The following is a 25,088-nucleotide window of genomic DNA, read 5'->3' as shown; positions in this document are numbered from 1 at the left end:
CGAGCGACAATCCCAGCTATGACGGAACAGGACACCGACACAGGCGGGACGGAGCGCGGATGAGCACCCGCAGCCGCAGCCGGTTCGCCGAGGTCGTCCGGCGCGAGCCCGTCGACCTGGCCGTCGCCTGCCACCTGCTCGCCGCCGAGGCGGATCCGACCGCCGACGCCGTCGACGCCGCGGCCACCCTCGGGGCCCTGGATGCGCTCGCCCTGCGCGCCCGCCCGCTGCTCGCCGCCCGAGCCACCGCCACCCGGGGTTTCCCGCGGGTGGAGCGCGGCACGCCGCCGCCGGCCGGTGGCGCCGGCGGCGGGGGGCAGCCGGGGCCCGGCGTCGACCCCCCGGTCGGCCGTCTCGGGGAGCTGCGCCGCTTCGGCGCCCTTGATCCGCGGGCCGCCGCGGAGGCCCTGCACGAGGCGCTCGGTCTCGACGCCGGCTTCGCCGGTTCCGCGGACGACTACGACGATGTGCGCTCCTCGCTGCTGCCCGACGTGCTGCGCCGCCGCCGGGGGCTGCCGATCCTGCTCTCCGTCGTCTGGCTGGAGGTGGCCCAGCGGCTCGGGGTCGCCGCCTACCCGGTCGGCCTGCCGGGGCATGTCGTCGTCGCCGTCGGCTCGCCCGAGGACTTCGTGCTCGTCGACCCCTTCGCGGCCGGCCGGCTGCTGACCATCCACGACGCCGCGGCGAAGGTCCGCGCGGCGGGGGTCGCGTTCAACCGGGCGCACCTGGCCCCGATGAGCGCCGGGGACGTGCTGAGCCGCATCCTCGGCAACATCCGCATCCTCGCCGNCCGTTCGGACACGCCGCGGACCCGGCTGTGGGCCGTCGAGCTCTCGCTGCTGCTCCCCAGCCATCCGGCGAACCTGCGCCGCGAGCGCGGCGAGCTGCGCGTGCGGCTGGGCGACTTCCTCGGCGGCGCGACCGACCTGGCGACCTTCGCCGACACGGTGGCCGAGGTGGAGCCCGCGGCGGCGGCCGCCGCCCGCCAGGCCGCCGCGGCGGCCCGCGCCCGCCTCAACTAGATCCGCTGGATCCGCTAGATCCGCTTAGCGCCACCGTCCTGGGCGGGGACCGCCTCGCGGGACGGCGCCAGGTCGAGGTACTTCCCCTCGAAGAAGACGAGGGGGTCGGCGTCATCGCGAGGCTGCGCGAACGACACCACCTCGCCGACGACCAGGGTGTGATCCCCGCCGGCGTGCGTCGACACCGTCCGGCACTCGAAGACCGACAGGGCGCCGTCGAGCAGGACGACGCCGGTCTGCCCGCCGATCGTGTGCGGCCACTGGGCGAACATGTCGCCGGGCTGCTCGTACGCCCGCCGGGCGAAGAAGCGCGAGGCCTCGGTCATGTCGGCGGCGAGCACCGAGACGCCCCAGACCCCCGCGGCCAGCAGTGGGGCGTGGAACCGGGCGTCGCGGCGGATGCTGGCCAGCACCAGCAACGGGTCGAGGGAGACCGAGACGAACGAGTTCGCCGTCATGCCGAGATGGCGCCCCTCGGTGACGGTGGTGAGAACCGTCACACCCGTGGCGAACCTGCCGACCGCCCGGCGAAAGTCACCCGCATCCAGGGGCGCCCGGACGGCGGGTGGATCGCTGCGGATCTCCTGCGGCAGGCTGCCCACCCGGCTCACGCTACCGCCGCGGTCCCCTGCCGCGGTCCCGGATGCCGGAGCCGGTGACATCTTGCACAGTGGCCTGTCCCCCCGTCTGGGTGCCTCCCGCCATCGGGGCGCACCTCCCGTCGTCGCCGGGGCTCGCCGTCGCGGTCGGAGGCTCGCCGGCGCGGTCGGGAGCGGGCCGGCGCGGTCGGGAGCGGGCCGGCGCCGGTCAGCGCGGGGGCGGGAGCACGGTGAACCCGCGGCGCGCCCCGCCGAGGACCGCCACGACGATCGGGCTCAGTCCGCCGAGCAGCAGGAACGCGTACGCGGTGGCGCTGGACTGCAGCAGCAGGTCACCCTCGGGGCGGGAGGCGGCGAGCAGCAGCACCACCGGCATCCAGCCGATCAGCACCGTCGCCGGGCCCAGCCGGGTGCCGGTCAGCCAGCGCACCAGCAGCGCCGCCGCCCCGTTGCCCACCAACGCCAGCAGCAGGCCGACGGACAGCAGCGTGCCGCCCGGACGGGGGCCGTCGGGGACGAGGAAGACGCCGTAGAGGCCCAGCCCGACGCCGAGGACAATGCCCAGCACATACGAGAAACCGAGGAAGACCCGACCCGGCTCCGGTTCGGCCGTCGACGCGGCGAACCCGGGCCGGCCGGCCGGCCCCGACTTCCCGCCCGGCCCCGACTTCCCGACCGGCCCCGACTTCCCGCCCGGAGCCGCCGACCCGGACCCCACCGACCCGGACACCGCCGCCCCACCCGACGACCCTGCTGACGAGGCCACCGACGAGCCCGCCGGGGAGCCCTCGGCGCCCGAGGAGCCCCTGGCACCCTTCCCCGCGGCTCGAGGGCGCGCCCCGCCGCCCCCCGGGCCGCCCCCGGACGAGGCGCCCTGGGCCGGCCCCGTCCCCGACCTTCGGGTTGACCCGGATGACTGAGACGACCGGGACGAAGGCGGCGTCCGACGGGGACCGGTACCGGGGCGGGGCATGTTCCGACAGTAGGACATGATGCGCGGGAACCGCCCGGCCAGTCCGACCGCCTCCCCCGCCGGGCGGCGGAGTGCGACGCCGGCCACGACCTCACCCCACCCGGCGTGCCCCACTCGGGCACCTGACGAGGGTCAGGTGGTCACGAGCTCCCGGGGGACGACGATGACGTCCACCATGGCGCCGCGCCGCCAGACCGTCAGCTCCACCGCGCGGCCGATCGTGGCCTCCGTCAGCAGCCGCTGAAGGTCAGCGGGGGTGACGATGGGAACCCTGTCCAGCGACAGCACGAGGTCCCCGGTGAACAGGCCCGCGCCGCCCGCCGGGCTGTCGACGACCACCTCGGCGAGACGGACGCCGTGGCTCTGGCGGGTGCGCTCCGCGACGGCCGGCGGCAGCGGGACCCGAACCCCGGCCACGCCGAGGTAGGCCCGGCGCACCCGCCCGTACCGCATGAGCGCGGCGAGGATCTTCCGGGTCGCCGCGTTGACGGGGACGGCGAGCCCCAGCCCCACCCCGGCGACGGCCGTGTTGATCCCGATCACCCGGGCGTCGGCCGTGCTGAGCGCGCCGCCCGAGTTGCCCGGGTTCAGCGCCGCGTCGGTCTGGATGACCTCGTCCACCACCCGCACCGCGGAGCCGGCGCGGGTCGGCAGCGACCGGCCGAGCGCGCTCACGACGCCGGCCGTCACGCTGCCGGTCAGCCCGAGCGGGTTGCCGACGGCGACGACGAGCTGGCCGACCCGAAGCCCGGCGGCGTCGCCGAGGACGGCGGCCCGCGGCGTCGCGCCACGGGCCCGCAGCACGGCGAGATCGGACAGCGGGTCGGCGCCGACGACGTCGAACTCGCGCTCGGTCCCGTCGGCGAACTGGGCGAGCCCGACCGGGGAGCCGCCCCCGCCGAGCAGCCCCTCGACGACGTGGGCCGAGGTGAGCAGGAAGCCGTCGTCGGTGAACACCACGGCCGATCCCGCCCCGGCCCCGCGCCGGGTCCGCACCCGCAGGCTNGCCACCGACGGGGTCAGCGCGGCGGCGACCTGGGTGACGATCGTCGAGTAGGCGTCCAACGGCTCATCCGGACGGTGGGGATATCCCTCGTTGCTGGCGTGCATCCGACCTCCCGGGCCCGCACCCGTGCGTGCACTGATTACAGCGTTACACCGCTGCACATGTGCACCAACGGCGGGCAGGCCGGCGGGATTCCCACGATGGTCAGAAGGTGACGCCGGCGAGCAGGTCCCGCTCGCGGCCGTCGGGCCCGTCGCCGGGGCCACGGGTGCCCGCGGCGAGCACGAAGTGCTCCACACCCCACGCCCGCTGGCCGATGCCGTCGGCGAGGGCGAAGAAGAAGCCGTCGACGGCCATCTGGGTCCGGTGCGCCCGCATCGCGGCGATCTTGGCGTCGAAGAACTCCGGCGCGGAGATCTCGGCGGTGATGTCGGCGTCGTCGACGAGCCTCATCGCCAGGTCGTCGACGGACTTCAGGCCGGCGAAGGGGTTGTTCCGGTCGGCGGAGTCGTGGAAGAGCTCGAACCCCGCGACGGCTCGCGAGCGGGGCATCGCCGTCTCGTAGCGCTTGGCGACCTGCCAGGGCTCGCCGGTGCCCGGGGCGAACGCCGGGTCGGCGGCGTCGGTGAAGGCCCGCACGGTGACCTGGTGGGCCCGGATGTGGTCGGGATGCCCGTAGCCGCCGTGGGAGTCGTAGCTGACCAGCACGTGCGGCCGGACGTCGCGGACGATCCGGACCAGCTCGGCCGTCGCCTCGTCCAGGTCGGCCCGCCACAGGCTGCGGGGATGGTCGTTCGGCGGGGTGCCGATCATGCCGCTGTCCCGCCAGCGGCCCGGACCGCCGAGGAAACGCTGGTCGGTGATGCCGAGCGCGGCGCAGGACCCGGCGAGCTCGCCGATCCGGTAGCCGCCGAGCTGATCGCCGCGATCCGCCCGCAGATTGATCAGCTCGGGCACCAGCACCTCGCCCTCCTCCCCCAACGTGCAGGTCACGAGGGTGACGGAGGTGTCCGGGGCCGCGGCGTAGGAGGCGAGCGCGATCCCCGTGGAGATCACCTCGTCGTCGGGATGGGCGTGGACGAACATCAGCCGGCGGGCGGCCGGCGGGGTGGACGGGGCCGACGGCGTGGTAGCAGATGTCACCATCCCGACCCTACGGCCCGTTGCGGCCACAGGCCCGTCCCGACGACCGCCCGCCAGGGTCAGCGGCGCCGCGAGCGCAGCTTCTCCCGCTCCCCGGCGGTGAGCGCCACCTTGCGGAGTCGGACGAAGCCCGGCGTCACCTCGACGCACTCGTCCTCGCGGCAGAACTCCAGCGCCTGCNCGAGGGTGAGCACCCGGTGCGGGGTGAGCCGGACCAGCTCGTCACCGGTGGACGAGCGCATGTTCGTCAGCTTCTTCTCCTTGGTCGGGTTGACGTCCATGTCGTCCGCCNGGGAGTTCTCGCCGCAGATCATGCCCTCGTAGACCTCGGTCGTCGGCCCGATGAACATCGTGCCGCGCTCCTGGAGGTTGAACAGCGCGTAGGCGGTGGCCACCCCGCTGCGGTCGGCGACCATCGAGCCGGTGGCCCGCGTCCGCAGCTCGCCGAACCAGGGCTCGTACCGGTCGAAGACGTGGTGCAGCAGGNCGGTGCCACGGGTCTCGGTGAGGAACTCGGTCCGGAAGCCGATCAGCCCGCGGGCGGGGACCAGGTACTCCAGCCGGATCCAGCCGGTGCCGTGGTTGACCATCTGCTCGACCCGGCCCTTGCGCAGCGCGAGGAGCTGGGTGAGCGTGCCGAGGAACTCCTCGGGCGCGTCGATGGTGAGGCGCTCCACCGGCTCGTGCACCTTGCCGTCGACGATCCGGGTGACCACCTGCGGCTTGCCGACGGTCAGCTCGAAGTCCTCGCGGCGCATCAGCTCGACGAGGACGGCGAGCTGGAGCTCACCGCGGCCCTGCACCTCCCACGTGTCGGGCCGCTCGGTCGNCAGCACGCGGATGGACACGTTGCCGACGAGCTCGGCGTCCAGGCGGTTCTTCACCAGCCGGGCGGTGAGCTTCTTGCCGGACCTGCCCGCCAGCGGCGAGGTGTTGATGCCGATCGTCATGCTGATCGACGGCTCGTCGACGGTGATCACCGGCAGCGGACGGGGGTCGTCCAGGTCGGCGAGGGTCTCACCGATGGTGATGTCGGGAATGCCGGCGATGGCGATGATGTCGCCCGGCCCGGCCTCCTCCGCCGGCACCCGCTCCAGCGCCTGGGTCATCAGCATCTCGCTGATCTTGACGCGCGTCTGAGTGCCGTCCGCGCGGCACAGGGTGGCCTGCTGGCCGCGCTTGATCGTGCCGTTGTGCACGCGGCACAGCGCCAGGCGGCCGAGGTAGGGCGACGCGTCGAGGTTGGTGACCAGCGCCTGCAGCGGCGCGTCCGGGTCGAACGACGGCGCNGGGACGGTCTCCAGCAGCAGGTCGAACAGCGGCTTGAGGTCCGGCGAGTCGGGGCTCGCGCCGTCGGCCGGGCGGGTCGTCGAGGCGCGGCCGGCCTTGGCGTTGCAGTAGATGATCGGGAAGTCGATCTGCTCCTCGTCCGCGTCGAGGTCGAGGAAGAGCTCGTAGGTCTCGTCGACGACCTCGGCGATCCGCGCGTCGGACCGGTCCACCTTGTTGATGACCAGCACCACCGGCAGCCGGGCCGCGAGCGCCTTGCGCAGCACGAAGCGGGTCTGCGGCAGCGGGCCCTCGCTCGCGTCCACCAGCAGCAGCACGCCGTCGACCATGGACAGGCCGCGCTCCACCTCGCCGCCGAAGTCGGCGTGGCCGGGGGTGTCGATGATGTTGATCGTCATGTCGCCGTGACGGACCGCGGTGTTCTTCGCGAGGATCGTGATGCCCTTCTCGCGCTCAAGATCCATCGAGTCCATCACGCGGTCGGTCAGTTCAGCGTGCTCGCCGAAGGCGCCGGACTGGCGCAGCATGGCATCGACGAGCGTGGTCTTGCCATGGTCGACGTGGGCGATGATGGCCACGTTACGAAGATCGGCACGAAGGGACACGGTGGGGCGCTCCGGGGCGGACGTGGGGCTCTCGACCCCGCAACAACGACAACGGCACCGTGCGAACGACGGTGCCGGCTGGAACCGGTGACGCGAACGCCGCAGCGGAACTCCGCCGCGCCGATCTGCGCCGAGGCACGCCGACGCGCCCGCCAGACGGGCACTGGCGACGTTCGTGCCACCGCCCATGGTACGGACACCTCGCCCCGGCGTGTCCGCCCCGCCACGGCCACCCCTGCCCGACACCCCCGCGCCGCCTCCCCGCACCCGCGCGGCCACCTCCCGGCGGCGATGGCCCCAGCCGCCTCGGCGCGGCGGGCCCCGCGGCGCTTCCTTGCCTATTCGCAGGCTATTCGCAGGGATAAATCAGACACAAAACCCTGTGGAAGGGCAAGGAACCCTGGAAACGATCAGCAGCTGAGGCGGCCGGGACTCGGGGCTCGGGCGTCAGGGCCGATGGGGCCAGCGAATCGGATCCGGGCCGGTCAGCGCGTCGCGGAGTTTCTCCACGAGCGGGCCGTCCGCCGGCATCCAGCGGACGTCGTCGAGCTCGTCGGCGGCCAGCCAGCGCAGCTCGTCGTGATCGAGCAGGCGGGGACTGCGTCCGACGACCCGCCCGAACCACACCCGCAGGATCCACCCCGGGCTCGCCAGCTCCACCTCGCCCAGCGGCGGCCCGACCTCGATCTCGACGTCGAGCTCCTCCCGACACTCCCGCACGAGCGCATCGAGCTCATCCTCGCCCGGCTCGACCTTGCCGCCGGGAAACTCCCACATCCCGGCGTAGGCCGGCGGCTCCCGGCGCCGGGCGGCCAGCACCCGGCGCTCATCGTCGAGGAGGGCGACCGCCACGACCAGTCGACCCCGCGCCGCAGGCGGCACCGCAGTCCCAGCCGATACCGCGGTCCCAGCCGATACGGCCGGCGCGCTGCCGTCGGGTTGCTCTCCGGGCGTTGCGCCCCGTCCCGGCGGGGTAGGAGCGCCGGCAGGCGGGCCGCCCACATCCGCATTCATGGTGCCGGACTCTCCCAGACTCCGGCCATCGAAGGATCGGATACCAGCGGTTCGGGTCGGATGGCCCGATCAGGCCACCGAAGGGCAGGAGACCTGGTGCGGGAGCAGCGACGGCGACGGATCGGATTCCGGTCCGGCGCGCCGCCGCGCCGACCATCCCGAGAGCGGCTAGGCACACAGCCATGGTCAACCCGGCCCGCGGTCGCCGGACCGCCGGGCCCGAAGACGGAGGGCAGCAGCATGCCGACCAAACTGGACAACGCCGAGGTCGCGGACGCGTTGGCGGCGCTTCCCGGCTGGCTCGGCGACGCCGACCGCATCCAACTGCAGATCATGGTCGACGGCGACGAGGCCGATGCGATCGCCGCCGAGGTGGCTCACGCCGCCGACGAGATGGATCACCACCCGGTGATCGACCGCGGCCCGGGGACCACGACGTTCACGGTCTGGACGCACTCCGTCGGCGGCGTCACCGAACTCGACGTCGCCCTGGCCCGCAGGATCTCCCAGATCCTCTACTCGGCGGGCGTTTCCTACTGACCGATCCGGCTTGCCCGCCCGGCCGAGCCGGCATGCGGCATGATCACCTCAGGCGTACGACGGAGGTGATCGCGGGCGGTGGGCGCGCAGGCGGCGGCGGAGATCCGGGCCGGCGGCCGGTTCGGCCGGCTGCCGCCCGGCGCCGACCTCCCCCGTGTCGGGACGCTGCGCCTGGGCCCACTGCCGCCCGGCTTCCGGCTGGCCGCGGTCGCGCTCAGCCACGCGGCGAGCGGCCTCGGGCCGTCCTGTTTCGACCTCGACCGCGGCGAGTGGCACCGCGTCCTGGTCACCCCGCAGGCCGGCCCACTGGCGATCACCGTCCGCGAGTCCGCCGCCCCCGGCGGTGCCGGTCCACCTCTCATCGTCAGTTGGGGCCGCGCGACCGGCGGCGACGCCGACCGGGAGGCCATCCGCCGCCAGGTGCGGCACGCGCTCGCGCTCGACGAGGACCTCGCCGATCTGTATGCCACGCTGGCCGGCGAGCCGGACCTCGCCTGGGTGGCGGCCGGCGGCCACGGCCGGCTGCTGCGGAGCCCGAGCGTCTGGGAGGATCTGGTCCGCGCGCTCGCCGCGACGAACGCCGCGCTGACCCGGACCCGGTCGATGCTCGACGCGCTGGTGGAGCTGTTCGGCGCGCGCGGCCCGGCCGGGGAACGAGCGTTCCCGGACGCGGCGGCGGTGGCGCGGGCCGTTGCCGACCGCGGTCCGCAGTTCCTGCGCGATCGGGCGGGCTGGGGCTACCGTGCCGGATCGCTGGCCATCCTCGCCCAGCGGATCGACGCGGGCACCCTCGACGTCGAACGCTGGTGGGACCGCGGTCCGCGCGGCCCGAGCGACGACGAGGTCGCCACCGAGATCCGCGCCCTGCCCGGCTTCGGCCCGGTCAGCGCCGACGGGCTGCTCGGCCTGCTCGGCCGCCCCCGCGGGCTCGCCCTCGACGCCTGGGCCAAGGCCCGCGTCGGCGAGCTCGCGGGCCTGCCCGGCCCGGCCGGGGAGCGGGAGGTCCGCGCCCGCTACGCCCGTTTCGGCCGCTGGGCCGGCACGGTGTGCCGGCTGGAGATCACCAGAGGGTGGACGGGACGTTGAACGTGCCGTCCGGCTCCGGCGGGAACGGCACGACCNCCGCGACCGCCCCGGCATCGATCGGCCCGTACAGATGCGGGAACAGCTCCCCGGCCGCCGGTTCGCTCGCGCCGACAGGCACGGCCCCCGACGACGGCAGAGTCCCCGCCGACGGCGTGCCGTCCGGTGGCTGCGCGGCACCCCCGGCCGCAGCGGCCGCAGCGGCGGGAACGGCGGGAGCGGCGGGAGCGGCGGGAGCGGCGGGGGGCTCCCAGCGCAGCGGGGCGGTGAGCCGCTCCGGGTCGACCACGACGAGCAGCAGATCGTCGCGGCCGGCGTAGAACCGGTTGGCGGTGGCGACGACCTGCGCCGGGGTGGAGAAGTGGATGAACCCCTCGGTGCCGAGGCTCGCCGGCCGGTACCCGGCCGCCCCGACCGACCACGCGATCCGCCCGACCAGATGGCAGATCACCCGGTCGTCCCGCGCCTGCTCGTCGTCGCCCGCCACGTCCGTCCGTCCTTTCCCGCATTCAGCCATAACCGGAATCCGGCGGCCCCGCCCCGGCCCGGCCCGCTCGGCCCGGACCGACCAGCCCGGTCGACATCCCGCGGCAGCTTTGTACCCGCGGGAGCGGCCGCCTCGCACGGGTCGCCCGCCTCAACCNCCCGTCCGAGCCGGCCGCATTGAGCCGCCCGCGTGCCTCGTCCACCTTCATCACCGGCTCGGGTGCAGCGACGCCATCCCCATCCCGGCAATCATGGACTACTGATCTTTGATTCGCCGGGTCGGACTGGAGCGGATCCCGCCCGTCTCCGGTTCCGCGGAACACCAAGATCGCCGAGTTGAGGTCGTGGTTGGACGCCTGTCGCGGTTCCGCGGAACACCACGATCGTGAGAGCTGGAGACCGGACACGACGTGGTTCCGCGGAACACCACGATCGCCGACTGGGGTCGGGACGGAGGGCGGAGTTGTGCGCCGGCCGCATTGCTGGCGGACTCCCAGGAAATGCCCGAACCGGTATTCGGCCAGCCTCCGAACCGCTCCCGGTGCAGATGGGCGAAGAAGTAGCACATCCGTTCGCATTCGGCATCGGGTATCGCCGCGGCGGGGTTGGCGCTCACGGCCTCGTNGAACTCGCGGCCGAGGGCGACGATGAAGCCCCGGCAGTAGGGAAACTCGTCGTCCGAACCGTCGATGATCTCCTGGATGTCGGACCGGTCGAGGTCATAGAGCTTTGTCGCCGGATTCGGGCGTCCGCTCGACGAGGGCCCGGCGGAGTGCCGGCTCCGGTCGGCCGCCTCCCGTCACTGCTGGTGGTACCGGTCACCGACAGATCGTAGCGATCAGGGTCGGCGCAGGCTCACGCCGCCGCAGTCCACGCGACGGCGCAGGTAGGCAGTTGCGCCANGCGGCCTGGTTGCGCCACGGACCGGCGGAAGCACCGACCGGTCAGACGTTGAAGCGGAACTCGACGACGTCGCCGTCGGCCATGACGTAGTCCTTGCCCTCCATGCGGACCTTGCCGGCGGCGCGGGCGGCGACCATGGAGCCGGCGGCGATGAGCTCGTCGAAGGAGACGATCTCGGCCTTGATGAAGCCGCGCTGGAAGTCGGTGTGGATGGNGCCGGCAGCCTCGGGGGCGGTCGCGCCGGCCTTGATCGTCCAGGCGCGCGATTCCTTCGGGCCGGCGGTGAGGAAGGTCTGCAGGCCGAGGGTGTGAAAGCCGATCCGGGCGAGCTGGGCCAGGCCACTGACCTCCTGGCCGAGGGAGGCGAGCAGCTCGGCGGCGTCGGCGTCGTCCAGCTCGGCGAGCTCGGCCTCGACCTTGGCGCACAGCACGATNGCGTCGGCGGGCGCGACCGACTCGACGAGCTCCTTGTGGCGGCCGGGGTCGGCGAGGACGTCCTCGTCGACGTTGAACACGTACAGGAACGGCTTCGCGGTGAGCAGGAACAGCTCGCGCAGCGCGTCCCGATCGATCTTCGGATCGGAGGAGAGGGTGCGGCCGGCGTCGAGGACCTCGCGGGCGGCCTTCACGGCGGCGAGCAGCGGCTGCTTCGCCTTGTCCGCGCGGNCCTCCTTCTCCAGCTTGGGCAGCCGGGCGTCGAGGGTCTGCAGGTCGGCGAGGATGAGCTCGGTGTTGATCGTCTCGATGTCGTCGGCCGGGTCGACCTTGCCCTCGACGTGCACGACGTCGGGGTCGGAGAACACCCGGACGACCTGGCAGACCGCGTCGGACTCGCGGATGTTCGCGAGGAAGCGGTTGCCCAGCCCCTGGCCCTCGGACGCGCCGCGGACGAGCCCGGCGATGTCGACGAAGCTGACCGTCGCCGGCACGACGCGGGCGCTGTCGTACAGCTTCGCCAGCTCGTCGAGCCGCGGGTCGGGGACGCCGACGACGCCGACGTTCGGCTCGATCGTCGCGAACGGGTAGTTCGCGGCGAGCACATCATTGCGCGTCAGGGCGTTGAACAACGTGGACTTGCCGACGTTGGGCAGCCCGACGATACCGATCGACAAGCCCATGGCGGATCAGTCTACGGGCCGGCGGACAGCGCGCCGGCGGGGTCCGGCGAGCGGGAGGCGGGCGGGAGGCGGGCGGGAGGCGGGCGGGAGGCGGGCGGGCTCTCGCGGGCCCGTGCCGCCGGGAACGCGGCCGACCCGGCGGCGGTCGCCACGCCGCTGACCGACTTGCCGCGAAACTGCCGGAGGGTCGTGATTGCCTTCCCATTGTGAACACCACCAGCGCGTTGCTGACCCTCCTCGGGCTGGCCGTCGGGGCCGTGGGCGGCCTGTTCGCCGCCCGCCGGCTGGCCGATCCGCGCTACGCGGCGCTCGCCGCCGCGCAGGCGACGCTCCTGCAGGAGCGGGACTCCGCCCGCGCGGCCGCCGCGGCGAGCGCCGAGCGCGCCCAGCTCGCCGAGTCGGACGTCGCCGGCCTGCGCACGGCGCTGGAGTACGAGCGGCGCGCCGCGGTCGAGCGGGTCGCCCTGGTCGAGCAGAGCCAGGATCGGCTCGCCGAGAGCTTCCGGGCGCTGTCCGCGCAGGCGCTGGAGGGGGCGAGCCNCCAGCTCGTGGAGCTGGCCGCCGCCCGGCTCGACGAGGCCGGCGCCCGCGCCCGCGGCGATCTCGACGCCCGCCGCGCGGCGGTGGAGGGCATGGTCACCCCGCTGCGCGACGCCCTGGGGCGGATGGAGAGTCGCCTGCACGAGCTGGAGACGGCCCGCACGGAGGCGTATGCGGCGCTCGTGGAGCAGGTGCGCTTCGCCCGCGAGGCGTCGGAGAGCCTGCGAACCGAGACGGCGGCGCTGGTCACGGTCCTGCGCCGCCCGCAGGCCCGCGGGGCGTGGGGGGAGATGCAGCTACGCCGGGTCGCCGAGGTGGCCGGCATGCTCAACCGCTGTGACTTCACCGAGCAGATGACCGTCCAGGGCGACGACGGCCCGCTGCGGCCCGACATGGTGGTTCACCTCGCCGGTGGGCGNAACGTCGTCGTCGACGCGAAGGTCCCGCTGGCGGCCTTCCTCGACGCCGCCGAGAGCACCGACGAGGCCTACCGCGCCGGGCGGATGGCCGCCCACGCCCGCCACCTGCGCGCCCACGTCGACGGGCTCGCCGCGAAGTCGTACTGGCGGCGGCTGCCGGCCTCGCCGGAGTTCGTGGTGCTGTTCGTGCCCGCCGAGGCGTTCCTCGCCCCGGCGCTCGACCACGATCCGGGCCTGCTGGAGCACGCCGCCGCCAAGAGGGTCATCATCGCCACCCCGACCACGCTGATCGCGATGCTGCGGACCATCGCCCACGCCTGGACCCAGGAGGCGTTGACCACGCGGACCCGGGAGATCTTCGAGCTCGGCCGGGATCTCTACACTCGTCTGGGCACGCTCGGCGAACATGTCGACCGGCTCGGCCGCTCGCTGGGCCGGGCGGTCGGGGACTTCAACGCGACCGTCGGTTCGCTGGAGAGCCGGGTGCTCACCCCCGCCCGCCGGCTCGCCGCCATGGAAGTGGTCGAGGCGGCGCTGCCGAGCCCCGCGCCCGTGGAGTCCGGCGTGCGCGCGCTGTCCGCGGCGGAACTACTGCAGGACCCCGGCCTGCCGGAACAGGCGGCGCCGACCGCCGACGGGACCGGGGATGTCGGATATCGGACCTGGGCAGAAGCGGCGGGGAGGACATCGGGGNCAAACAACCAGAAAGACAATGACGACACGACGCAAAGCAGTGGTTCGACCACCGAAGGTTCCGACACGGGGCCGATGCCGCGGTCTGATGCATCGTCCTGACGCATTCGAAATCCCCGGGCGGTACCTTGCGTTCGTGAGTGTGCCGCCGCATCGGCAGTCAGCCGGGCCGCCGGGTAGATCCGTGCGCGCCGACAGGTTCGACGATCCGTATGTCCGCGGCTCGCGAGGCCGCGCGAGCGCGCCGCCGCCCACGCTGTTCACCGGCAGCAGGCGGGGGCTGACCGCGCTCGGCACCGGGATCATCGTGCTCGTTGTCGGCGGGGTCGGTGCCCTCATCGACTCGGTCGCCTTCGGCTCGCTGAAGTACGCGTTCGGCACGCTGTTCATCGGCGCCTGCGTGCTCGTCGCGGTGCGGGTCCACACCGACGATCTGATCGGCGTCGTGATCATGCCGCCGCTGGTGTACGCGCTCATCACGATCGGCGTCGGCTATCTTGATCCTTCCACCGGTGACGGCAGTTCCGGACTGCGGAACAAGACGATCGACATCGGCTCGGAGATGATCCTGCACGCGCCGATCCTGCTGGCGGCCTTCCTGCTGGTCGCCCTCATCGCGGTTTTTCGCGGCCGGCGCGCGCAGATCGCCCGGCGCGAGCGGCAACGCGCCCTCGCCGCCCAGTCAGCCGCCGAACGCCGCCGGCGCCCCGGCCACTAGGCCTTCCTGGCCGCTGTGAGCCAGCAGGCCCACCAAGCGGGATCCCCGCACCATCGACCCGCGCCGAAGAGCCCCCAGCGGCCGCACCGACCCTCCCCCGGAGGGGTCCCCGACCACGGCGACCACGGCGACCACACATAATCGCGCCCGAGTAATGTCACCGAGTGGTAGCGCCGAGGAGGGGGGGCTCCATGGGAGCGATCTCTTCGTGGTGGGATCGGTGTCGCTGCGGCCATAGCCGCGATCTGCACCGGCATTACCGCAAGGGCAATGACTGCGCGCGCTGCGCCTNCCAGGCGTTCACCCGGATCCGGCCTCGCCGCTCCGGCGGCGCCCCCACGCCCTGACCTTCCCTGCTCCACGGCCGGCGCCGGGACACATCGGCAGGCCGAAGCCGACGGGCCGCAACCTCGGCCCGGCCCCCGACCGGAATGGAACGCCCGCGGGCACCGAGAGCCACAATGTGGCAGTTGGGCCCACGGTGCACGAGCGCACGACCGGGCGCGCCAGTCGGAGCCCAGCGCGTGCCGGCCGCGCCGACGACGCGCACCAGGCCTCGAGCGGGCCGCGCCAGGTGGTCACCGGATGCCCTAGTCGCAACTCCAGCACCACGTCCGCGCCCCCGGCGATCCACTGATTGCGCGGCGACACCTCTCGGAAAAGTCCTGTTTTCTTAATCAGCACAATGATGGTGGGCGCCGACGGGCGGCCGGCAAGGTACTCGCCTTCCCGGTTCACCGGCTATTGGGGCCACTCGTGCTACATTTCATGCCGCATCACGGACTNACTCCTCGGACGCACTTCGGCGCCATTACCCGATGCCGCGTCCATGCCCGCGGCGTTCACAGGGAGGCCCGCTTGACGTTCGCTCCGCCCGAACCGCGCGCCAAGCGAGACGCGCATGGCGCCGCGCTCGGACCGCGATGACGCTCGGTCTACGGACGGCCCGGCGCGGACAGATGATCCCGGTCCTGCGCTACCGCTCGCTCGACCCACACACCACCCGGGGCGCACCGCGTCGGCCCATGCCGCTCTNGACCTTCGCCCGGCACTGCGGCCTGATCGCCGCATCCGGCCGCNAGCCGATGACGGTGTCCGGGTATGTCGCCTCCCTCGGTGTCGCCTCCGCCCCGAAGAATCCGATCGTCATCACCTTTGACGACGGCGGCGCGGAAACAATGAACGCGCTGCGCCGCCTGGCCGAGTGGGGACTGACGGCGACGGTCTTCGTGACCAGTTCTCGGGTCGGTGATCCGGGCTATTTCCATCGGGCCGACCTACATCGCATCCGCGGACTGGGAATCGAGATAGGAGGGTCCGGACACACCGGTCGACCGCTCAACGAGCTGGCGCGCGCGGACGTGATCGCGGAGCTGACCCTTTCCCGGCGCCGCCTCGCCGTGGCGACGGGGGACGAGCCGCGCACGTTCGCCTACCCAGGCGGCGGCTATGACCTGTCCGTCCGCCAGTTGGTGATCTCCGCCGGCTACAGCTCGGCCTGCGCGGTGCGCGATGTGCTGTCCCATCCCGCCGACGACCGCTTCGCTCTGGCCCGCCTGACGGTCGACGCGACGACGCCGGACAGCCGGCTGCTGGCCTGGCTGGAGGGAGTCGGCCGGACGGAGCCGCATCCGGTGTTGCCGCGGGACCGGGCCTTTCGCTTTCCGCGCGTGGCCCGGTCGTCCGGCCCGTTTCGCCCCCGCCTCGGCCGCTCCGAGCCCCGGCTGCCCGGTCCCGCCGTGCCCAGCCCCGCCGTGCCCAGCCCCGCCGTCGGCGCCGGCCCCGATGCGGGAGGGCGACAGGTGCCGACCGACCTCGCCCAGCATTGCGCGCACGACACCGAGCGCACCGCCCACCAGGGCACTGACGGCCGGGTCAGCCCTGCAGCAGCCCGGACAGCGGAGACGGCGTTCCCGTTGAACCCGTGAGTCGGCCGNCGACGACCGGCGACCGGTTTGCGCGCCCACCAGACACCGGACCAGTGGTCGTGGGTTCGCTCATGGTTTCGCTCATGGGTTCGCCGCGGAATCGAGGCCGCGAGCGGTCGGGGAGAGCTCCACGGCGTCCCGCGGCGGGTTCGTGCGCAGGGCCAGATCCCCGAGGGGGCTGGTCACGCCGAGCCAGTAGCGCTCGTTGCGATAGTGGTGCAGCCGATGGCCGCGCCAGAGCCGCCGGTAGTACGCCGTGCGCGGCGGGACCCGGGTGTGGATGAGGAAGTGCGTCCAGTCGTAGGCGAGGACGCCGACGCCCGCGCACAGCGCCCCCGTCGCCGCCCAGGGCGGTCCGAGCAGCGCCGGCAGGGCCGCCACGGCCGTTCCGGTGATGACCTCGCGGNGGCGCAGGAACATGGTGTCGAGGTCGGTCGGGTCGCGATGATGCTGCTCGTGGCCGTAGCCGGCAAGTTGGTAGCCGATGGCGCCCAGCCGGCTGGCCGGGCGGGCGTGCAGCAGCAGCCGGTGCACGCCCCACTCCACGAACGGCTGGGCGAGGGCGGCGGCCACGGCGACGCGGGTGTCACGCGCCCGCCACGGCCCGCGGCCCGCGCGCACGGCGGCGAGCGTCCCCACGCAGCCGAGCAGGACGGGCGGCCTGGGGTGGGCGAGGAACCGGCGGGCGGCGGCGGCCAGCGTGCGGACCTCCGCCGCGCTGCCGTGCGGCCCCGGCCGGTCGAGCCGGACGAACAACTCCGCGGGAGACAGCCGCGCCACGCGATCGCCTCCCCGAAGTGAGATCAGAACGGAACGGTGGAGTACGCCTGCAGCTTGGTGAGCTGATGCTGGCTGTCGACCCGGCGAATCGTGCCCGAGCGGGAGCGCATCACCAGCGACGACGTGTTCGCGCCGCCCGGGNGGTACCGTACCCCGGCGAGCAGCTCACCATCCGTGATCCCCGTCGCGACGAAGAAGACGTTGTCGCTGGCCACCAGGTCCCGTGTGGACAACACCCGCTCCGGGTCGTGCCCGAGGGCGACGACCTTGCTGCGCTCGGCCTCGTCCTTGGGCCACAGCCGGCCCTGGATCACCCCGCCGAGACACGTCACGGCGCAGGCGGTGATGATCCCCTCCGGCGTGCCACCGATGCCGAGAAGCAGGTCGACGCCGGTGTCGGCGGAGGCGGCCATCACGGCGCCGGCGACGTCGCCGTCGGAGATGAGCTTCACCCGAGCGCCGGCGGCGCGGATCTGCTCGACGAGCTCGACGTGCCGCGGGCGGTCCAGGACGACCACGGTGACGTCGCGCGGGTGGATCGCCTTCGCCTTCGCCACGGCCCGGATGTTGTCCTCGACGGAGGCGGTGATGTCGACGACGTCCGCCGCCTCCGGCCCGGTGACCAGTTTCTCCATGTAGAAGCAGGCGCTCGCGTCGTACATCGAGCCGCGCTCGCTGACCGCCATGACGGACACGGCGTTGTTCATGCCCTTCGCGGTGAGCGTGGTGCCGTCGACCGGGTCGACGGCGACGTCGCACTCCGGCCCCTCACCCGAGCCGACCTGCTCGCCGTTGAACAGCATCGGGGCCTCGTCCTTCTCCCCCTCGCCGATGACGACGACGCCGCGCATCGACACGGTGCCGACGAGCCGGCGCATCGCGTCGACGGCGGCCCCGTCGGCGCCGTTCTTGTCGCCACGACCGACCCAGCGCGCGGCGGCGAGCGCCGCGGCCTCGGTCACGCGGACGAGTTCGAGGGCGAGGTTGCGGTCCGGGGCCTGCCCCTGCACGGCCAGCGTGTCGGGCACAGCCGAGGAGTCGGAGGACCTGGCGGCGAAGGCATCGGGAGCGGAAGGCACGGCCGTGAGCCTAGTTCCGCCACCCCGCAGGCGCCCGAGATACGCAGCCACACGAGGATCTACACCCCGATCACCGTAACCCGGAGCATCGACCGCGGTCAGGAGAACCGGGGGACCCGGACTGTCGTGCGCGTGACAGACCAGAAGCCGAAAACCTGCGCGCAACCTTCCGGTGCATGCAGGCGTCAAACGCTTCGATCGGGCGGCCGTCACGCGGAGGGGGCGTGACGGCCGCCCGTCGACGTTCCGCCCCGTCCGCGGCAGGCCGTGGGCGAGATTCCGACCACACCGGCGCCGCAAGGGGCCGCCCAAACCGGTCCCGGGCCACCATCGACCCGCCGAGACCTGGAAGATGGGGGCGTGGCACAACGACAGCGACGCGGCCAGGAAACGATCAGGGACATGGTCCTCTCCCTCGCCGCGGTCATGGCGGGCGTCCTGGTCTTCGTCATCTTCGTGATGCCGCGCGGCGGCGACGAGACGGCGGTCAAGGTCGTCGAGACGGCCGAGCCGCTGGCGGCCTTCGCCCGGCAGACGCCCTATACCCCGCTCGCTCCCGCCGGGCTGCCCGGCTACTGGAAGGCGACCTCGCTGCGGCTGACCGGCCCCACCGGCAGCTCCGACGGCGGCAACGTCGCCGAGGCGACGGTCGGCTACGTCGTCGACCGCTCCGGCCACCGGACGTACGCCCGGCTGCGGGAGAGCAACGCGCCGAACGCGGTGCAGAAGCTGCTCGGCAACCGCCCNGCGCGCGGGACGGTGGACGTCGACGGGGTCCCCTGGGAGCAGCGCCCGGNCAACAACGGTCAGCTGGCCATCAGCCGGACCGACGGGGGCCTCACGGTGGTCGTCGACGACGGCGATGGGAAGGGCGGCGCGTCCCAGGCGGATCTGGTCGTCCTCGCCGAGTCGCTCCAGCNGGTCCAGGCGATCCAGCCCAGCGGCACCTGACCAGCCCCGGCCCGGACGGCGGCCTCGGACGAGCCCCGCAGGTCGGTCGCCGTGGGGACCGATGGGGCGACGACGGTGGGCCACTGCAGCGCTAGGGTGCTCGGGTGCTCAGGCGCTCAGGCGCTCAGGCGCTCAGGCACTCGGGTGCTCAGGCGCTCGGGTGCTCAGGCGCTCGGTGGGCCGCGGGCGGCCGCAACCTTCGTGTCTCTCCGTGGCTCATTGCGCACGGAATCGTGCCGAGGGGCAGGCGCGGTTTTCGGCCGCAGAACCGTACCGAAGCCTCGGCACGATCCGGCCGCTATCTGGCCGGATTTCGGCTCGCCGTCCTGCGGCCGATATGACGAATCGTTAGTTCGTGGGCATTCAGACCAATTGTTCGGCGCGCAGCGATAAAAGGCCGATCGTCGGACACTGCTCCGCCGCCGGAGTCGGCGCTGCCGGGAAGGCTCCGCGGGCTGGATACCCGGACCTGCGGGCCCGGGTATCCAGTATCACCGGATGATCGCTGCGGTGGCGAGGCCGGCCTCGACTACCTCAGTGCTGGCTGGCCCCGGCGGCGACGGGAGGCCGCCCGGACGGCGCGGGATTCCCGTGGGATCCGTGTGAGCCGTCCCAGGCGGTAGCCGCCGGGATGAGTACCGCCAGCCCGAGGATGAGACCGGCCGCGCGCCGCAGCAGCGGCCCGCCGGCCGGGGTGCGCCGGTTGGACCGGGCACCCCGGCCGCCCTGATCGATGGAACTGGCGTCGCGAGACGCCGTGCCGGCGAGGTCGTGCCGCAGCAGGACCGGACCTCCCGGAGAGGCGGGTGGAACCTGCCCCCGGGAGCGACCACCGACGGCCTGACGTCGGAGCGACGGACGTGCGCCGGGCATGTGGTGTACCTCCGGACCGCCCGAAGCGGACGGGCGGTCAGCCGAGTGGGGCCCGCAGATTCGCGGACCGCCACCAATCTGAAACGTCCTGCAGTGACCTTGTACTATGGATCTCCGCCGAGCCAACCCGCTACGACCATGATTGTCGCCTGATTGATACCACGTTGCGCCGACGGAGTGCGACATTTCAGGCTCGAGTGGCACCCGGCGTGGCGTCCGCGCCGGTCAGGAATACTCGTGACACGCCACGTCGAATTGCGGCCGAGCCGCGCGGAGGCACGAGGCGTCACGATCGGGCCATGGCGGCGCATTGGCCGGGAATTGGGTAGGCGAGGGCGCGGAGGTGGCGATGTCCGAAAGTCCTGGATCCACGACGGTCGGCGACTCTCCCGGCACCCCGGCGGCGCCGGCGATCAGCTACGAGACCGCCCGCGCCGAGCTGGAGGAGGTCGTCCGTCAACTCGAGGCCGGCGGGGTGACGCTGGAGCAGTCGCTGGCGCTGTGGGAGCGCGGCGAGGAGCTGGCCCGGACCTGCCAGGCGCTACTCGACGGCGCCCGCGCCCGGCTCGCCGCCGCCGACCCCACCCGCCCCGCCTGACCCCGACCCGCCGAACCCCGACCCGCCGAACGGTGGGCCACCGAACCCCGATCCGCCGAACAGTGGGCCACCGAACCCCGATCCGCCGAACAGTGGGCCGCCGAACGGTGGGCCGCCGAGCACCCACGCGCCGAACGGTGGGCCGGACGCCGACACGCCGGATGCCGGTGCGCGGCGTTCTCCCGCCGGACGGCGGCCGGTTCAGTCCTCGGTGACCACGGCCGGGAACGCGCCGCCCGCCACCCGGATGGTGAGCAGCTCGCCCGGCCCGACCTCCGCGGGGTCGCGCACGACCGCGCCGTCGGCCGAGCGCTGCGCGACGGCGTACCCGCGATCGAGGGTCGCCGCCGGGGACAGCGCCCGCACCCGGGCGCGGGTGGCGACCAGATCGCGCGCCGTGACGTCCAGGGCGTGGTGCACGCAGCGGCGGGAACGGGCCAGCAGGGCGGCGACGTCGTCCGAGCGCCGGGCGAGATCGCGGGCGGGCGCCGCGAGGACCGGGCGGCCGCGCATGTCGGCGAGCCGGCGCTCCTCCCGGTCGAGGCGGTGCTCGACGACCCGCCGCGCGCGGCCCCGCAGCTGGGCGACCGCGGCGGTCTGCTCGCCGACGTCGGGCACCACCCGCTTGGCGGCGTCCGTCGGGGTCGAGGCGCGCACGTCGGCGACGAAGTCGAGCAGCGGCGCGTCCTGCTCGTGTCCGATCGCCGACACGACCGGCGTGCGCGCGGCCACCACGGCGCGCAGCAGCGCCTCGTCGGAGAACGGCAGCAGATCCTCCAGCGACCCGCCGCCGCGGGCGATCACGATCACCTCGACCTCGGGCTGGCCGTCGAGCTCGCGCAGCGCGTCGATGACCTGGGACACCGCCAGTGGGCCCTGGACGGCCACCTCCCGCAGCACGATGCGCACCGCCGGCCAGCGTCGCCGAGCGTTCTCGACGACATCGCGCTCCGCGGCGCTGGCCCGCCCGGTGATCAACCCGACGGCCGCCGGCAGGAACGGCGGGCGCCGCTTGCGGGACGCCGCGAACAGGCCCTCCGCGGCCAGCGTGGCCTTGAGCTGCTCCAGCCGGGCCAACAGGGCGCCGGCGCCGAGGGGGCGGATCTCCACCACCGCGAGGGCGAGGGTGCCGCGCCCGGGGTGGAAGGACGGCTTGCCCCACACGACGACCCGCGCGCCGTCCACGAGCGCGGGACCGACGGCGTCACAGACCGCCCGCGGACACGTGACCCGCAGTGACACGTCCGCAACGGGGTCCCTGAGGGTGAGGAAAACAGTGCCCATTCCGGGCCGGCGGACGAGCTGCGTGACCTGTCCCTCAACCCACACCCGGCCGAGCCGGTGGACCCAGTCGCCGACGGCTCGCGAGACCGTGCGAACCGGCAAGGGCTGTTCGGGAGTCGAGGTCAGGGCCATTCGGGCACCGTAGCCGGTGCGTCCGACAGGTCGGGAAGAGTCCGCGCGACCGTGGCCGGAGGCGGAGCGGACGATGTCGCCGACACGTGATGCATCGCCCGCGGCTCTTCCAGCAGGCCCCCCACCGCGTAGACTGCCCAGCATGGGCCGGGTCCTTCTTGCCAAGCCGCGCGGCTACTGCGCCGGTGTCGATCGAGCTGTCGTGACCGTGGAGAAGGCGCTGGAGCTCTACGGCTCGCCGGTCTACGTACGCAAGCAGATCGTGCACAACCTCCACGTCGTCAGGACGCTGGAGGCCAAGGGCGCGATCTTCGTGGACGAGACCGACGAGGTACCACCAGGCGCCACTGTGGTCTTCTCAGCGCACGGCGTAGCGCCGACCGTGCACGAGGAGGCGGCGTCGCGTCAACTGCGCACCATTGACGCAACCTGTCCGCTCGTCAGCAAGGTGCATTCCGAGGCGCGTCGGTTTGCCCGCGAGGATTACGACATCCTGCTCATCGGCCACGAAGGCCACGAGGAGGTCGTCGGCACCACCGGGCAGGCGCCCGACCGCATTCACCTGGTGGACGGTCCCGAGGACNCCGCCAAGGTGAAGGTACGCGACCCGGAGCACGTCGCCTTCCTCTCCCAGACCACCCTCTCCGTCGACGAGACACAGACAACCGTCAAGGCTCTGCGCGAGCGCTTCCCGCACCTGCAGGGTCCGCCGAGCGACGACATCTGCTACGCGACGCAGAACCGTCAGGTCGCCGTCAAGGAGATCTCCAGCGCGGTCGACCTGGTCATCGTCGTCGGCTCGCCGAACTCCTCCAACTCGGTGCGCCTGGTCGAGGTCGCGCTCGACGCCGGCGCCCCCGCCGCCCACCTCGTCGACGACTCCACCGAAGTCGACGCGAGCTGGCTCGACGGCGTCGAGACCGTCGGCGTGACCAGCGGCGCCTCGGTCCCCGAGGAGCTCGTCACCGGCGTCATGGCCTGGCTCGCCGAGCGTGGGTTCAACGACGTCGAGGAGGTCACCTCCGCCGACGAGCACCTCCTGTTCGCTCTTCCGCCCGAGCTGCGCCGCGACATCCGCGCCCGCGAGCGCGAGACCGCCGTCTCCTAGCGGCACCACCCAAACAACGACGCCCACTGCCCCGCCCCGTGGCACCGACGCCACGCGGCAGGGTAGTGGGCGTCTCTCATTGGCGCCCCGCTCCCCGTCCGTGCCAGCCGGCCCGACCTGCCACTCCCCCGGGTTCCCCACATAGTGCAGCGCCTCAGCAGCCCGCTTCCCGTCCTCCTATCACGTTCCGTGACAGCAGGCGGTGTGGCTAAGTCGGGTCGCAGACCGGGCGACGGCTCGTGCGTTGGCAGCGGATGCGTGGGAAAGCGCCTGCCTGTTCCTTCTGGGGGGGTTCGGCGCCCGATTCGTCCCCCCAGAAGGAACAGGTAGCCCCGCTCCCATGCACACCCCTACCTCGCGGGGCGGCCTGGCGGTGCCGGTGGGCCACCCGGCGGCGAGGCGGGCGTCGGCTGACATCACACCCCGTCACCGAACACCGGAGAAGAACTAGCGAACGGCTGCACTCGGGATGATCAGCGACCCGTACGTGCCTCGTCGCGGTGTTGGTTGCGATCCCTCTAGGGATGATCAGCGACCCGGCGACTACGCCGGCGCGGCACCCGGCAACTAGTTGCGATCCCTCTAGGGATGATCAGCGACCCTCGAGGCGGTCGCCGCGGCCGGGGCGGGACAGGCTGGTTGCGATCCCGTCGGCCGTTCCGAGATGTTGCGGACGGGTGCCGGGCCTGGCGCGCGCCACCCGCCGAACCATGAGCGCACCAGACTCGCCCGATCACGCCGACACCCACATCCAGGGAAGCTCGCCGAAGGCGATCTGACCGAAACCCGCACGGCGCCCAATACCAGGGGTCCCCGCAAAGCGCCGGAGGCGCTTTGCGGGGGACGGTGTGAGAGCTCCCATGCGCCCGTGCGGCGCGGGCACCAGTCGCCCGACATGTCCTAGGGTCGGGCGATGGGGCCGCTGTCCAGACGGCCTCTCGCCGGGTGGTGGGCACCGGCGTGTGGTGCTGGTCAGATGCAGGTCAACGGCGACGGAACATCGGGAGAACGGGCGCATGAGCGAGCAGGAATACCGCATCGAGCACGACAGCATGGGCGACGTCCGGGTGCCGGCCTCGGCCCGGTGGCGAGCCCAGACGCAGCGGGCGGTGGAGAACTTTCCCGTCTCCGGCCAGCGGATCTCCCGCGCGCACATCCAGGCGCTCGCGCGGATCAAGGCGGCGGCGGCGACGGTGAACGCCAAGCTCGGGGTGCTCGACGCCGACATCGCCGAGGCGATCGCGGACGCGGCGGCCGAGGTCGCGCGCGGCGACTGGGACGACCAGTTCCCGCTGGACGTGTTCCAGACCGGCAGCGGCACCTCGTCGAACATGAACACCAACGAGGTGCTGGCGTCGCTGGCGTCCGAGCGGCTCGGCCGGGCGGTGCATCCGAACGACCACGTGAACGCGTCGCAGTCGTCGAACGACGTCTTCCCGTCGTCGATCCACGTGGCCGCGACCCAGGGGATCGTGCAGGAGCTGATCCCGGCGCTGGAGCACCTCGCCGCCTCGCTCGGCCGTAAGGAGACCGAGTTCGCGGACGTGGTGAAGTCCGGGCGGACGCACCTGATGGACGCGACGCCGGTGACGCTCGGTCAGGAGTTCGGCGGCTACGCCGCGGCGGTCCGCCTCGGCGTCGAGCGGCTGACCGTGGCCCTGCCGCGGGTGGGCGAGCTGCCGCTGGGCGGCACGGCCGTCGGCACCGGCATCAACACCCCGCCCGGCTTCTCCGCTGCGGTGATCGAGGAACTGGCGGCCAGCACGAGTCTGCCGCTGACCGAGGCGCGCAACCATTTCGAGGCACAGGCGTCGCGGGACGGCCTGGTCGAGGCGTCCGGGGTGCTGCGGGTCATCGCCATCTCGCTGTACAAGATCGCCAATGACCTGCGCTGGGCCTCGTCGGGGCCGCGGGCCGGCCTCGGGGAGATCCACCTGCCGGACCTGCAGCCCGGCTCGTCGATCATGCCCGGCAAGGTGAACCCGGTCATCCCGGAGGCGGTCTGCCAGGTCGTCGCGCAGGTCGTCGGGAACGACGCGGCGGTCGCCTTCGGCGGCTCGGCCGGGAACTTCGAGCTCAACGTGATGCTGCCGGTGATCGCGCGCAACCTGCTGGAGTCGATCCACATCCTGTCCACGATCAGCCGGCTGCTCGCGGACCGCTGCGTCGACGGGATCGTCGCCAACGTCGAGCGCTGCCGCCN

17 protein-coding genes and 22 pseudogenes are annotated in these 25,088 nt (G+C 73.2%); 16 read left to right on the top strand and 23 right to left on the bottom strand.

The features are described 5' to 3' along the window. Positions 1–59: 59 nt before the first annotated feature. Together FF86_RS04425 and FF86_RS40290 are read left to right on the top strand one after the other, a co-directional pair. A pseudogene (locus FF86_RS04425) lies at positions 60–789 on the top strand (transglutaminase-like domain-containing protein); the annotation flags it as partial. Between the two features lies 1 nt (position 790). Continuing rightward, positions 791–1,022: tetratricopeptide repeat protein (locus FF86_RS40290; RefSeq protein WP_242418162.1), on the top strand; the 232-nt coding region annotated here is incomplete at its 5' end. 14 nt (positions 1,023–1,036) lie between these two features. Here FF86_RS40290 and FF86_RS04420 read toward each other — a convergent pair. Together FF86_RS04420 and FF86_RS04415 are read right to left on the bottom strand one after the other, a co-directional pair. Then, the gene (locus FF86_RS04420) at positions 1,037–1,633 is read right to left on the bottom strand and encodes a flavin reductase family protein (protein ID WP_370657213.1); all 597 of its coding nucleotides are present in this window, start codon (positions 1,631–1,633) and stop codon (positions 1,037–1,039) included. Positions 1,634–1,829: 196 nt separating this feature from the next. Beyond that, on the bottom strand, positions 1,830–2,189 hold the full coding sequence (locus tag FF86_RS04415) for a DUF6113 family protein (protein WP_055864325.1): 360 nt from the start codon (positions 2,187–2,189) through the stop codon (positions 1,830–1,832). Here FF86_RS04415 and FF86_RS40285 point away from each other — a divergent pair. After that, positions 2,179–2,541 (top strand): hypothetical protein, encoded by a 363-nt coding sequence (locus FF86_RS40285; RefSeq protein WP_044883446.1) that lies wholly within the window; start codon positions 2,179–2,181, stop codon positions 2,539–2,541. The genes FF86_RS04415 and FF86_RS40285 overlap by 11 nt on opposite strands. Positions 2,542–2,726: 185 nt before the next feature. On the opposite strand, the pseudogene FF86_RS04405 reads toward FF86_RS40285, so the two are convergent. The 10 genes and pseudogenes from FF86_RS04405 to FF86_RS04390 all read right to left on the bottom strand — a co-directional run. Further along, positions 2,727–3,599: pseudogene (locus FF86_RS04405) on the bottom strand (S1C family serine protease); the annotation flags it as partial. A gap of 1 nt (position 3,600) precedes the next feature. After that, positions 3,601–3,704 (bottom strand): annotated as a pseudogene (locus FF86_RS40280) (peptidase S1); the annotation flags it as partial. A 100-nt stretch (positions 3,705–3,804) separates the two neighbouring features. Next, a complete protein-coding gene (gene mshB, locus FF86_RS04400; RefSeq protein ID WP_044883444.1) occupies positions 3,805–4,686 on the bottom strand; it encodes an N-acetyl-1-D-myo-inositol-2-amino-2-deoxy-alpha-D-glucopyranoside deacetylase in 882 nt (293 codons plus the stop codon). Positions 4,687–4,802: 116 nt separating this feature from the next. Beyond that, positions 4,803–4,923, bottom strand: a pseudogene (locus tag FF86_RS40275) (hypothetical protein); the annotation flags it as partial. A 1-nt stretch (position 4,924) separates the two neighbouring features. Further along, positions 4,925–5,034 (bottom strand): annotated as a pseudogene (locus FF86_RS40270) (hypothetical protein); the annotation flags it as partial. A 1-nt stretch (position 5,035) separates the two neighbouring features. Continuing rightward, positions 5,036–5,229 (bottom strand): annotated as a pseudogene (locus FF86_RS40265) (translational GTPase TypA); the annotation flags it as partial. A 1-nt stretch (position 5,230) separates the two neighbouring features. Beyond that, positions 5,231–5,572 (bottom strand): annotated as a pseudogene (locus FF86_RS40260) (translational GTPase TypA); the annotation flags it as partial. A 1-nt stretch (position 5,573) separates the two neighbouring features. Beyond that, positions 5,574–6,032, bottom strand: a pseudogene (locus FF86_RS40255) (EF-Tu/IF-2/RF-3 family GTPase); the annotation flags it as partial. A 1-nt stretch (position 6,033) separates the two neighbouring features. Beyond that, the coding region (locus FF86_RS40250) for a GTP-binding protein (RefSeq protein WP_242418161.1) at positions 6,034–6,638 on the bottom strand (605 nt) is incomplete at its 3' end. 447 nt (positions 6,639–7,085) lie between these two features. Then, a complete protein-coding gene (locus tag FF86_RS04390; RefSeq protein ID WP_236705479.1) occupies positions 7,086–7,490 on the bottom strand; it encodes a (deoxy)nucleoside triphosphate pyrophosphohydrolase in 405 nt (134 codons plus the stop codon). A 402-nt stretch (positions 7,491–7,892) separates the two neighbouring features. Here FF86_RS04390 and FF86_RS04385 point away from each other — a divergent pair, with 402 nt between their 5' ends. Both FF86_RS04385 and FF86_RS04380 read left to right on the top strand, forming a co-directional pair. After that, complete coding sequence (locus FF86_RS04385; RefSeq protein WP_044883441.1) at positions 7,893–8,192, top strand: 4a-hydroxytetrahydrobiopterin dehydratase; 300 nt, start codon at positions 7,893–7,895, stop codon at positions 8,190–8,192. A gap of 78 nt (positions 8,193–8,270) precedes the next feature. Next, a complete protein-coding gene (locus FF86_RS04380) occupies positions 8,271–9,278 on the top strand; it encodes a ribosylglycohydrolase (RefSeq protein WP_044883440.1) in 1,008 nt (335 codons plus the stop codon). Between the two features lie 36 nt (positions 9,279–9,314). Here FF86_RS04380 and FF86_RS04375 read toward each other — a convergent pair. From FF86_RS04375 to FF86_RS35295, 6 genes and pseudogenes are all read right to left on the bottom strand, one after another. Further along, a partial coding sequence (locus tag FF86_RS04375) for a DUF952 domain-containing protein (protein WP_242418160.1) occupies positions 9,315–9,792 on the bottom strand: 478 nt, incomplete at its 3' end. A 913-nt stretch (positions 9,793–10,705) separates the two neighbouring features. Further along, a pseudogene (locus tag FF86_RS40245) lies at positions 10,706–10,878 on the bottom strand (DUF933 domain-containing protein); the annotation flags it as partial. 1 nt (position 10,879) lies between these two features. After that, positions 10,880–11,098 (bottom strand): annotated as a pseudogene (locus FF86_RS40240) (DUF933 domain-containing protein); the annotation flags it as partial. 1 nt (position 11,099) lies between these two features. Further along, positions 11,100–11,330: pseudogene (locus FF86_RS40235) on the bottom strand (redox-regulated ATPase YchF); the annotation flags it as partial. Between the two features lies 1 nt (position 11,331). Further along, positions 11,332–11,782, bottom strand: a 451-nt coding sequence (locus FF86_RS40230) for a GTPase (RefSeq protein WP_242418159.1), incomplete at its 3' end; no start/stop codon positions are given. A gap of 11 nt (positions 11,783–11,793) precedes the next feature. Beyond that, the gene (locus FF86_RS35295; RefSeq protein WP_206778891.1) at positions 11,794–11,934 is read right to left on the bottom strand and encodes a hypothetical protein; all 141 of its coding nucleotides are present in this window, start codon (positions 11,932–11,934) and stop codon (positions 11,794–11,796) included. A gap of 480 nt (positions 11,935–12,414) precedes the next feature. Between FF86_RS35295 and rmuC the strand changes: the two are divergent. The 4 genes and pseudogenes from rmuC to FF86_RS04355 form a co-directional block, all read left to right on the top strand. Next, a pseudogene (gene rmuC, locus FF86_RS40225) lies at positions 12,415–12,740 on the top strand (DNA recombination protein RmuC); the annotation flags it as partial. A gap of 1 nt (position 12,741) precedes the next feature. Next, positions 12,742–13,434: pseudogene (locus tag FF86_RS40220) on the top strand (DNA recombination protein RmuC); the annotation flags it as partial. 88 nt (positions 13,435–13,522) lie between these two features. After that, a complete protein-coding gene (locus FF86_RS04360; RefSeq protein WP_173667228.1) occupies positions 13,523–14,152 on the top strand; it encodes a DUF6542 domain-containing protein in 630 nt (209 codons plus the stop codon). A gap of 1,085 nt (positions 14,153–15,237) precedes the next feature. After that, positions 15,238–16,080 (top strand): polysaccharide deacetylase family protein, encoded by an 843-nt coding sequence (locus FF86_RS04355; protein WP_313954301.1) that lies wholly within the window; start codon positions 15,238–15,240, stop codon positions 16,078–16,080. An 81-nt stretch (positions 16,081–16,161) separates the two neighbouring features. On the opposite strand, the pseudogene FF86_RS40215 reads toward FF86_RS04355, so the two are convergent. The 4 genes and pseudogenes from FF86_RS40215 to glpX all read right to left on the bottom strand — a co-directional run. Then, positions 16,162–16,486: pseudogene (locus FF86_RS40215) on the bottom strand (sterol desaturase family protein); the annotation flags it as partial. A gap of 1 nt (position 16,487) precedes the next feature. Continuing rightward, positions 16,488–16,860 (bottom strand): annotated as a pseudogene (locus FF86_RS40210) (fatty acid hydroxylase family protein); the annotation flags it as partial. A gap of 23 nt (positions 16,861–16,883) precedes the next feature. Then, positions 16,884–17,001 (bottom strand): annotated as a pseudogene (locus FF86_RS40205) (fructose-bisphosphatase class II); the annotation flags it as partial. A 1-nt stretch (position 17,002) separates the two neighbouring features. Next, positions 17,003–17,870: class II fructose-bisphosphatase (gene glpX, locus FF86_RS04345; protein ID WP_242418181.1), on the bottom strand; the 868-nt coding region annotated here is incomplete at its 3' end. Between the two features lie 336 nt (positions 17,871–18,206). Here glpX and FF86_RS40200 point away from each other — a divergent pair. The 4 genes and pseudogenes from FF86_RS40200 to FF86_RS04330 all read left to right on the top strand — a co-directional run. Then, positions 18,207–18,685, top strand: a pseudogene (locus FF86_RS40200) (DUF4245 domain-containing protein); the annotation flags it as partial. A 1-nt stretch (position 18,686) separates the two neighbouring features. Further along, a pseudogene (locus FF86_RS40195) lies at positions 18,687–18,735 on the top strand (hypothetical protein); the annotation flags it as partial. Between the two features lies 1 nt (position 18,736). Then, positions 18,737–18,858 (top strand): annotated as a pseudogene (locus FF86_RS40190) (DUF4245 domain-containing protein); the annotation flags it as partial. Positions 18,859–20,112: 1,254 nt separating this feature from the next. Continuing rightward, positions 20,113–20,361: an exodeoxyribonuclease VII small subunit gene (locus FF86_RS04330; protein ID WP_044883433.1), complete on the top strand. Its 249-nt coding sequence runs from the start codon at positions 20,113–20,115 to the stop codon at positions 20,359–20,361. Positions 20,362–20,562: 201 nt separating this feature from the next. Here FF86_RS04330 and xseA read toward each other — a convergent pair whose 3' ends face one another. After that, the gene (gene xseA / locus FF86_RS04320; protein WP_044883431.1) at positions 20,563–21,777 is read right to left on the bottom strand and encodes an exodeoxyribonuclease VII large subunit; all 1,215 of its coding nucleotides are present in this window, start codon (positions 21,775–21,777) and stop codon (positions 20,563–20,565) included. Between the two features lie 142 nt (positions 21,778–21,919). On the opposite strand from xseA, the pseudogene FF86_RS40185 reads away from it, so the two are divergent. From FF86_RS40185 to FF86_RS04310, 3 pseudogenes are all read left to right on the top strand, one after another. Next, positions 21,920–22,360 (top strand): annotated as a pseudogene (locus FF86_RS40185) (4-hydroxy-3-methylbut-2-enyl diphosphate reductase); the annotation flags it as partial. A 1-nt stretch (position 22,361) separates the two neighbouring features. Further along, a pseudogene (locus FF86_RS40180) lies at positions 22,362–22,885 on the top strand (4-hydroxy-3-methylbut-2-enyl diphosphate reductase); the annotation flags it as partial. 1,016 nt (positions 22,886–23,901) lie between these two features. Next, positions 23,902–25,087: pseudogene (locus tag FF86_RS04310) on the top strand (class II fumarate hydratase); the annotation flags it as partial. Position 25,088 lies beyond the last annotated feature (1 nt).

Origin of the sequence: Frankia sp. CpI1-P (genome assembly GCF_001421075.1) — a bacterium.
GTDB lineage: Bacteria > Actinomycetota > Actinomycetes > Frankiales > Frankiaceae > Frankia > Frankia torreyi.
Note: the sequence above shows the minus strand (reverse complement) of the source record. Positions and strands in the feature narration are given on the sequence as shown.

Excerpts from the sequence above, each read along its gene's own strand:
- FF86_RS40285 (WP_044883446.1), top strand. The coding sequence starts at position 2,179 with ATGCCCAGCACATACGAGAAACCGAGGAAGACCCGACCCGGCTCCGGT.
- mshB (WP_044883444.1), bottom strand. The coding sequence starts at position 4,686 with ATGTTCGTCCACGCCCATCCCGACGACGAGGTGATCTCCACGGGGATC.
- FF86_RS04385 (WP_044883441.1), top strand. The coding sequence starts at position 7,893 with ATGCCGACCAAACTGGACAACGCCGAGGTCGCGGACGCGTTGGCGGCG.
- FF86_RS04360 (WP_173667228.1), top strand. The coding sequence starts at position 13,523 with ATGCATCGTCCTGACGCATTCGAAATCCCCGGGCGGTACCTTGCGTTC.
- FF86_RS04355 (WP_313954301.1), top strand. The coding sequence starts at position 15,238 with ATGACGGTGTCCGGGTATGTCGCCTCCCTCGGTGTCGCCTCCGCCCCG.
- FF86_RS04330 (WP_044883433.1), top strand. The coding sequence starts at position 20,113 with ATGTCCGAAAGTCCTGGATCCACGACGGTCGGCGACTCTCCCGGCACC.
- xseA (WP_044883431.1), bottom strand. The coding sequence starts at position 21,777 with ATGGCCCTGACCTCGACTCCCGAACAGCCCTTGCCGGTTCGCACGGTC.